Raw genomic sequence first — 7377 nt, 5'->3', positions numbered from 1 at the left:
CATGGTCAGGGTGTCGCGGTTCTTCACATGGGCCAGTTCGTGCGCCATGACGCCGCGGATCTCTTCGCGCGTCAGCATGTCCAGCAGCCCCGTGGTCGCCGCCACGGCCGCGTTCTGGGGGTTGCGCCCCGTGGCGAAGGCGTTGGGCTGGTCGCTGGGGATGATGGCGACCTGGGGCTGGGGCATGCCGGCGTCGGCGGCCATCCGCCGCACGTCGGCGACATAGTTCCTGACCACGGCGTTCGGGTGGTTCTCGTCCACCGGCTGGGCGCGGTACGTGCGCAGCACGATCTTGTCGGCGTTCCAGTAGCTGAAGACGTTCATGCCGCCCGCGACCAGCAGGGCGATCAGCATGCCGGGCACGCGACCGATCATGTAGCCGATCCCCATGAACAGGGCGGTCAGGACGGCCAAGAGAATGAAGGTCTTCAGATGGTTCATCGCACCGCCTATTTGAGGCCGCGAGCCCCAGCCCTCAAGGGAGGCGACCTGTGACCGAACATCCCACCCCCGAGCCGGCCTTCAACGCCGACGTGCCGCACGCCACGCCCGAGCGCCCGCTGAACGAGACCGCGCGCCGGGCGCTGTTGGAGGCGGCCGAACGTCGCGCCGCGCCGCCGAAGGCCGCCGCCGAGGTCGAGCATGGCGGCCCGCGCGGTCCCGAGCCCACCCGTTACGGCGACTGGGAGAAGAAGGGGCTGGCGATCGACTTCTGACCGGAGCAGGGCGGTCAGGCCTGGGACTTGCCTAAGGATTCGTGAATCAGCGGAGCCTGTCCCATGTCGATACAATCCACCTTTTCGGCCGCGGCGGCGGTCCTTCTCCTGTCGGCTGCGCCCGCGCTGGCCGGCGGACCCGGCCATGGCGGCGGCTGCGGCAGTTGCGGCGGCGGAGGCCACCACGGCGGCAACCGCAACGTCAACGTGAACGTCAACGGCGGCGCCTACGCCAATGCGAGCGCCAGCGCCCGCTCCTACGCCAGCAGCTATGTGAACGCCCGGTCCTATTCGTCGTCCTACAGCTCGGGCTGGTCGCGCGGCGGCGGCCACGGCGGCGTGGCCGTCTACGGCAGCGGCTACGGCGACGCCGGCCACTACGTCGGCGGCTACTATGGCGGCGCCTCCTCGATCCAGTTCACCGGCCCGGCGCCGATCTCGGCGCCGATGGGCTATCCGGTTTCGGGCTTCGGCCGCGACTACATCGGCTGGCGCCGGTCCGGCGGCTATGCCGTCTCGGGCGGCGGCTGCAACTGCTACGCCCCGGCCCCGGCGCCCGTCTATGCGCCTCCCCCGGCCTATATTCAGGCCCCGCCGGTCCAGATGGCGCCGCAGCGCGTCTATGTCGCGCCGCCCCAGGTGAACTATGCGCCGCCGGAGATCATCTCGGCCCCGCCGGTCTATATCGAGCAGCCGCCGATCTATGTGCAGTCGCCGCCGGTCAACGTCGGACCGCAGCGCGTCTATGTCGATGCGCCCGCGGTGAACATCGCGCCGCCGGAAGTGATCTCGGCCCCGCCGGTCTATGTCGAACAGGCGCCGATCCGCGTGCAGTCGCCCCCGGTCAACGTCGGTCCGGCCCGCGTCATGGTTGATGCGCCCGACGTCCGCGTCGCCCCGGCCGAAGTCCAGGTCGCGCCGCCGACCTATATCGAGCAGGCGCCCGTCCAGGTCCGTCCGGCCCCGGTCGAGGTCGGCCCCGCCCGCGTGATGGTGGATGCGCCCGACGTCCGGGTGGCCCCGGCCGATGTCCAGTACGCGCCGCCCGCCTACGTCGAACAGGCGCCGATGCGGGTGCAGGGGCCGCCGGTCCACGTCGCTCCGGCCCAGGTCTATGTCGAGCCGTCGCAGGTCCAGGTCGCGCCCCCCGCGCCGCCGACCTACTACGGCGACCTGCCGCCGCCGGAGAACGTCGCCCCTCAGGCTCCGCCGCGTCACAACTATCGCCAGGAGCCCGGCGAGCGCGGCTAGGCTTCAGACCAGGGCGATCGTCTCGGCGATCGCCCGCGCCGCCTGACGCGGATGGGCCGCCGCCGTGATCGGGCGGCCGATCACCAGGTGGGTGGCCCCGGCTCTCAAAGCCGCCTCCGGCGTCGCCGCCCGGGCCTGATCGTCCTGGGCCGAGCCGGCCGGACGCACGCCCGGCGTCACGATCAGAAAGTCTTCGCGGCCCGCCTGGGTCGCGATCTCGCGTGCGCGGGCCGCCTCGTGCGGGCTGGAGACGACGCCGTCGATCCCTGCTTCCAGCGCTTGGCGCACGCGAAGCTCGACAAGTTCGGCCGGGGAAAGGACATGGTCGTCGGCGGCCAGGTCCTCGGCCGTCAGGCTGGTCAGGACGGTGACGCCCAGCACCTTCAGCCCCGAGCCCGCCACGCCCCGCGCCGCCGCCGCCATGACCTGCGGCCGGGCGTGGACGGTCAGCAGGTCGCAGCCGGACCCGGCCAGGTTGGCCGCGGCCTTCTCCACCGTCGCGCCGATGTCGTGCAGCTTCCAGTCCAGGAAGACCTTGAGCCCGTCCGCTTTCAGCTGGCGCGCCAGGTCCATGCCGCCAGCCGCGAACAGCTGAAGGCCGACCTTGTAGAAGCTCACGGCGTCGCAGGTCGTCTCAACCAGGCGCGCGGCCTCGGCGGTCGTCGGCACGTCCAGGGCGCAGATGATGCGGTCGTCGGGCAGGCGGTTGGGCTGGGTCATCGACGGGCTCGCGCTGACCGGCTATGGCTGACGCGAGGGACGTCGACGGCCGGCGATTCGTGAATTTGGGCGAGGCAAGGCGATGAACGCCGTCGATCTGGGTGTCAACCTGTTCGTGACCCTGTTCGCCCTGCTGGACCCCATCGGGAATCTGCCGATCTTCGCCGCCGCCACGGCCGGCGCGACGCTGCGCCAGCGCATCTCGGTCTCGGCGCTGATCTGCGTTTTCGCGGCGGTCTTCCTGGCCTTTTTCCTGTTCACCGGCCTGGCCCTGCTGCAGTTCTTCGGCATCTCCCTGGCGGCGTTCCGCATCGCCGGGGGCATTCTGCTGTTGTTCCTGGGCCTGGACATGGCGCGCGGCGACTTCCTGGCCATGTTCGCCGACAAGGACGCCCTGGCCGACAGCCAGGACGTCCGCGGCTATGCCCGGCGGCGGTTCCAGCGGCTGGTCGTGCCCTTCGCCATTCCCCTGATGATCGGGCCGGGTGCGATCTCGGCGGTCATCATCCAGGCGGGCGAGGCGGCCAAGCTGGGCTATGCCGGGACCATCGGCTCGGTCGTCGCCATCGCCGCCGCCTGCGCCGTCTCCTTCGTCTGTTTCGCCCTGACGGGTTCGCTCAGCCGGCTGCTGGGCGAGGTCGGCATGGCCATCATCGTCAAGGTGCTGGGCCTGATCCTGTGCGCCCTGGCCATCCAGTTCATCCTGCTGGGCCTGGGCGAGGCGGTGCCGGGCATGATCTCGGGCGCGGTCACGACGCCCTATCCCGCCGCCGGCCACTGAGGCGGACTATCAGATACGCGCCAGCCGCTTGGCGTGATCGGCCGCCATCCTGAGCGCCAAACCCTCGGGCAGATGGCGCGCCAGGGCGACCAGGACGTTGTTCATCGGGCCGGGCGTGACCTGGGGTCGGTTCGCCTCGCAGGCCGCAAAGCCGATCCGCGCCACGCGGTCGGCCGTCATCCACATCCAGGCCGGATAGGCCTTGGACACTTCGGCGCGCGAGCCGTTGACGTCGTGGAATTCGGTCAGGGTGTAGCCAGGATTGACCACGGTGACGTGGACGCCCGCGCCTTGCGTCTCCAAGTGCAGGCCCTGGCTGGCCTTGATCAGGAAGCTCTTGATCGGCCCGTACAGGGTGTCGCCGCCGGTGGCGGGCAGATGGCCGGCGACCGAGGCCACGTTCAGCAACCGGCCGAAGCCGCGCTCGACCATGCCGGGCAGCAGCAGGCGCGAAAGCTCGGCCGGCGCGATCAGCATGACCTGCAACATGGCGCGGTGGTCGGCCAGGGAGGTCTGGAGGAACCCCGTCACTCGGCTGAATCCGGCGTTGTTGACCAGGCCGTCGATGATCAGCCCTTTCGCGTCCAGGGCCGCGACCAGCCGCTCGGGCGCCTCGGGATCGGACAGGTCCTCTGTGACGACGTCGGCCCGGACGCCGTAATCGGCCTCGATCTGGTCGGCCAGGGCGCGCAGCGGCGCTTCGCGGCGCGCGGTCAGGACGACGTTCCAGCCCTCGGACGCATAGACGCGCGCCAAGGCCGCGCCGATCCCGGCCGAGGCCCCCGTGACCAGGATGGTGCGCCGGCTCACCTCAGGACTGACCACCCCGGCTCCCCCCCACCTCAGGCTGCAACAGGGCAGGACGCGTGCGGGGCGAAACCGGCCAGGGAGGCGGGGTCCTTGTCCAGGAGGTCGGCGATGGTGATCTTGCCCAGGGCGGCGGTGGCGGCCTGGTCCGCCGCGGTCAGGGCCTTGGCCACCTGGCGTGGAATATGCTCCCCGACCGGGCAGCCCTTGGCTCCGGCGGGCGGCGAGCCCAGGTGGGCGCAGCCGTTCACCGCCTTCAGAACCTCGTCCAGCGTAATCGACTCGGGCTGACGAAGCAGCCACGACCCGCCGGTCGCGCCGGGCCGGGTGGCGATCAGTCCCGCCTTGGCCAGCAGGGCCGTGACGCGGCGCACCACCACCGGATTGGTCGGAATGGACGAGGCCAGCAAGGCGCTGGGCGCCGCCTGGGCAGGGCCGAAGGCGCCCTTGTGGGCCATATAGGCCAGGGCGTGGGCGGCGACGGGAAAGCGCTGGCTGTCTGACATGATCGTGTTCCGTCAGGGAAAATAGGCGTTCATCCGCCGAATCACAAATCGGTCGCCGACGCGGGGAAACCGAATCCCGCCGCCCGCGATTGAAGACGGCGCGGAATGGGCCTAAAGGCTCGCCGCTTTGAAGGGACCGACGCCCTGTCGGCGACCCGGAGGATACGCATGGCCGGGGATACTCCCCACGACGCGGGCGCTCCCCCGCCAGCGTCGAACACGCCGAAGACGTCCACCAACGCCACGGGACCGGAGTCCCATGCGCCCGGCGGCGCCGGCAGCTCGCACGGCGGCTTCTGGGCTCTGACGCTGGGCGCGATCGGCGTGGTGTTCGGCGATATCGGCACCAGCCCCCTCTATGCGCTGCGAGAGGCGATCGACCACGCCCGCGACGGCGTGGGCGGCGACCTGGCCGTGGTCGGCGTGGTCTCGCTGGCCTTCTGGGCGCTGATGGTGGTGGTGACGTTCAAATACGTCTTTTTCCTGATGCGCGCCGACAACAAGGGCGAAGGCGGCACCCTGTCGCTGATGGCCCTGGCCCAGTTCGCGGTCGGTCGGCGCAGCGCCTGGATCTTCATCCTGGGCGTCTGCGGCGCGGCGCTGTTCTATGGCGACGGGATCATCACGCCCGCCATTTCGGTCCTGTCCGCGGTCGAGGGGCTTCAGGACGCGCCGGGGATCGGCGGGGGGCTGGATCCGTTCATCGTGCCGATCTCGGCCGGCATCCTGATCGCCCTGTTCCTGGTGCAGTCGCGCGGCACGGCGGGCCTGGCCAAGTTCTTCGGCCCCATCACCGCCCTCTGGTTCCTGTGCCTGGGGGCGCTGGGGCTGTTTCACATCTTCGACGACATCTCGATCCTGCGCGCCCTGTCGCCGCACTATGGCGTCCAACTGCTGCTGAATGACGGCTTCCTGGGGTTCGTCATCCTGGGCAGCGTCTTCCTGGCCGTCACGGGGGCCGAGGCGCTCTACGCCGACATGGGCCATTTCGGAAAGGCGCCCATCCGCATGGGCTGGCTGGGCTTCGTTCTGCCGTGCCTGACGCTGAATTATCTGGGCCAGGGCGCGCTGATCCTGGACAATCCGGGCGCCTCGGAGAATCCGTTCTGGAACATGGTGCCGCAGGTCGCCTACTGGCCCATGCTGATCCTGGCCACGGCCGCGACCGTGATCGCGTCCCAGGCGGTGATCACCGGCGCCTTCTCGGTCACGCAACAAGCCGTGCAACTGGGCCTGCTGCCGCGCATCGACATCCGCAATACGTCCGAGACCCAGGCCGGCCAGATCTTCGTGCCGGCGGTCAACAGCTTCCTGATGGTCGGCGTGCTGGTGCTGCTGGTCGTGTTCCAGAGCTCGCACAACCTGACCGCCGCCTATGGCGTGGCGGTGACGGGCACCATGCTGGTCAACACCCTGATGGCCTATTTCGTCATCACCAAGGGCTGGAAATGGCCGATGTGGGCGGTGGCGGGCACGCTGATCCCGTTCGCCTTCATCGACAGCGTCTTCCTGACGTCGAACCTGCTGAAGATCCCGGACGGCGCCTGGATGCCGCTGGTGCTGGGCGCCTGTCTGGTGGTGGTGATGTGGACCTGGGTGCGCGGCACCCAGATTCTGACGGCCAAGACCCGCAAGGACAGCCTGCCGCTGACCGACCTGATCGAGATGCTTCAGGCCCGGCCGCCGCACCGCGCGCCCGGCACGGCCATCTTCCTGACCTCGGATCCCGAGGTGGCGCCGGTCGCCCTGATGCACAATCTCAAGCACAACAAGGTGCTGCACGAGAAGAACGTCATCCTGACCGTCCGCACCGCCGAACGGCCGCGCGTGCCGGAACGGGAGCGGGTGCGGATGGAGCCGATCAACGACGACTTCAAGCGGCTGACCATCTCCTATGGCTTCATGGAGACGCCCAACGTGCCGCGCGCGCTGGGCCTGTGCCGCAAGCAGGGTCTGAAGTTCGATATCATGTCGACCAGCTTCTTCCTGGGTCGACGCTCTCTGATCCCGTCGGCGCGGCAGGGCATGCCGCTGTGGCAGGACAAGCTGTTCATCTTCCTGATGCGCAACGCCGCCAATCCGACCGACTTCTTCCACATCCCGCCCGGCCGGGTGGTCGAGTTGGGCGCGCAGGTGGCGGTGTGAGCGGCGGCGGACGAAACTCGGACGCGCGCGGCCGCCGCATCGCGACCAAGGGCAAGCCGCGTTCGGCCCCGACCCAGGCCGCCCCGTCTCAGGACGACATCGGAGTCGAGGCCCGCGTGGTCGCCGGCCTGCTGCTGAACGCCGCGCTGGAAAAGCGCAACGGCCTGGATGAGGCCCTGTCGCAACCGCCAGCGCGCGCCCTGGCGCCCGTCGACCGGGCCTTCGCCCGCGCCGTGGCCATGGCCGCCCTGCGTCGTCTGGGCGAGATCGACCAGATCCTTGACCGTCGCCTGAACAAGGCGCCGCCCGAGGCCGTCCGCACCCTGCTGCGTATCGCCCTGGCCCAGACGCTGGTGCTGGAGACGCCCGCCTTCGCCGCTGTTTCCACGGCGGTGAAACTGGCCGAGCGCGACCCCAAGACGCGTCCATACAAGAACCTGGTCAACGCCGT

The 7377-nt window shown here is 69.9% G+C and carries 9 protein-coding genes; 5 read left to right on the top strand and 4 right to left on the bottom strand.

Features of this window, described 5'->3' with window-relative positions; all coding sequences use genetic code 11:
• Positions 1–441, bottom strand: a 441-nt coding sequence (locus tag B2U11_RS03835; protein WP_292070066.1) for a M48 family metalloprotease, incomplete at its 3' end; no start/stop codon positions are given.
• Between the two features lie 50 nt (positions 442–491).
• Here B2U11_RS03835 and B2U11_RS03830 point away from each other — a divergent pair.
• Both B2U11_RS03830 and B2U11_RS03825 read left to right on the top strand, forming a co-directional pair.
• Complete coding sequence (locus B2U11_RS03830) at positions 492–716, top strand: DUF1674 domain-containing protein (RefSeq protein WP_292070065.1); 225 nt, start codon at positions 492–494, stop codon at positions 714–716.
• A gap of 63 nt (positions 717–779) precedes the next feature.
• A complete protein-coding gene (locus B2U11_RS03825) occupies positions 780–1967 on the top strand; it encodes a hypothetical protein (protein ID WP_292070064.1) in 1188 nt (395 codons plus the stop codon).
• A 3-nt stretch (positions 1968–1970) separates the two neighbouring features.
• Here B2U11_RS03825 and pyrF read toward each other — a convergent pair whose 3' ends face one another.
• Positions 1971–2687, bottom strand: a complete 717-nt coding sequence (pyrF, locus tag B2U11_RS03820; protein WP_292070063.1) for an orotidine-5'-phosphate decarboxylase — start codon at positions 2685–2687, stop codon at positions 1971–1973.
• Positions 2688–2769: 82 nt separating this feature from the next.
• Here pyrF and B2U11_RS03815 point away from each other — a divergent pair, with 82 nt between their 5' ends.
• Positions 2770–3468 carry a MarC family protein gene (locus B2U11_RS03815; RefSeq protein WP_292070062.1) on the top strand — a complete coding sequence of 233 codons (699 nt, stop codon included), beginning with the start codon at positions 2770–2772 and terminating at the stop codon, positions 3466–3468.
• A 9-nt stretch (positions 3469–3477) separates the two neighbouring features.
• Here the strand turns inward: B2U11_RS03815 and B2U11_RS03810 are convergent, their stop codons facing one another.
• Positions 3478–4278, bottom strand: coding sequence for an SDR family NAD(P)-dependent oxidoreductase (locus B2U11_RS03810; protein ID WP_292070061.1), 801 nt, complete (start codon positions 4276–4278; stop codon positions 3478–3480).
• A gap of 32 nt (positions 4279–4310) precedes the next feature.
• Positions 4311–4781 (bottom strand): Rrf2 family transcriptional regulator, encoded by a 471-nt coding sequence (locus B2U11_RS03805; protein ID WP_292070059.1) that lies wholly within the window; start codon positions 4779–4781, stop codon positions 4311–4313.
• A gap of 168 nt (positions 4782–4949) precedes the next feature.
• On the opposite strand from B2U11_RS03805, the gene B2U11_RS03800 reads away from it, so the two are divergent.
• Both B2U11_RS03800 and B2U11_RS03795 read left to right on the top strand, forming a co-directional pair.
• Positions 4950–6926, top strand: a complete 1977-nt coding sequence (locus B2U11_RS03800; RefSeq protein WP_292070058.1) for a potassium transporter Kup — start codon at positions 4950–4952, stop codon at positions 6924–6926.
• Positions 6923–7377 (top strand): transcription antitermination factor NusB (locus B2U11_RS03795; RefSeq protein WP_292070057.1); only part of this gene is annotated, 455 nt, incomplete at its 3' end. The genes B2U11_RS03800 and B2U11_RS03795, both read left to right, overlap by 4 nt.

It is taken from the genome of Brevundimonas sp. UBA7534, assembly GCF_002479325.1.
In the GTDB taxonomy this organism is placed as follows: Bacteria; Pseudomonadota; Alphaproteobacteria; order Caulobacterales; family Caulobacteraceae; genus Brevundimonas.
The sequence above is the reverse complement of the archived record's forward strand: the minus strand, read 5'-3'. Positions and strand labels throughout refer to the sequence as shown.

Bases quoted from the DNA above. Each gene is read 5' to 3' on its own strand.
- B2U11_RS03825 (WP_292070064.1), top strand. From the start codon at position 780: ATGTCGATACAATCCACCTTTTCGGCCGCGGCGGCGGTCCTTCTCCTG.
- pyrF (WP_292070063.1), bottom strand. From the start codon at position 2,687: ATGACCCAGCCCAACCGCCTGCCCGACGACCGCATCATCTGCGCCCTG.
- B2U11_RS03815 (WP_292070062.1), top strand. From the start codon at position 2,770: ATGAACGCCGTCGATCTGGGTGTCAACCTGTTCGTGACCCTGTTCGCC.
- B2U11_RS03805 (WP_292070059.1), bottom strand. From the start codon at position 4,781: ATGTCAGACAGCCAGCGCTTTCCCGTCGCCGCCCACGCCCTGGCCTAT.
- B2U11_RS03800 (WP_292070058.1), top strand. From the start codon at position 4,950: ATGGCCGGGGATACTCCCCACGACGCGGGCGCTCCCCCGCCAGCGTCG.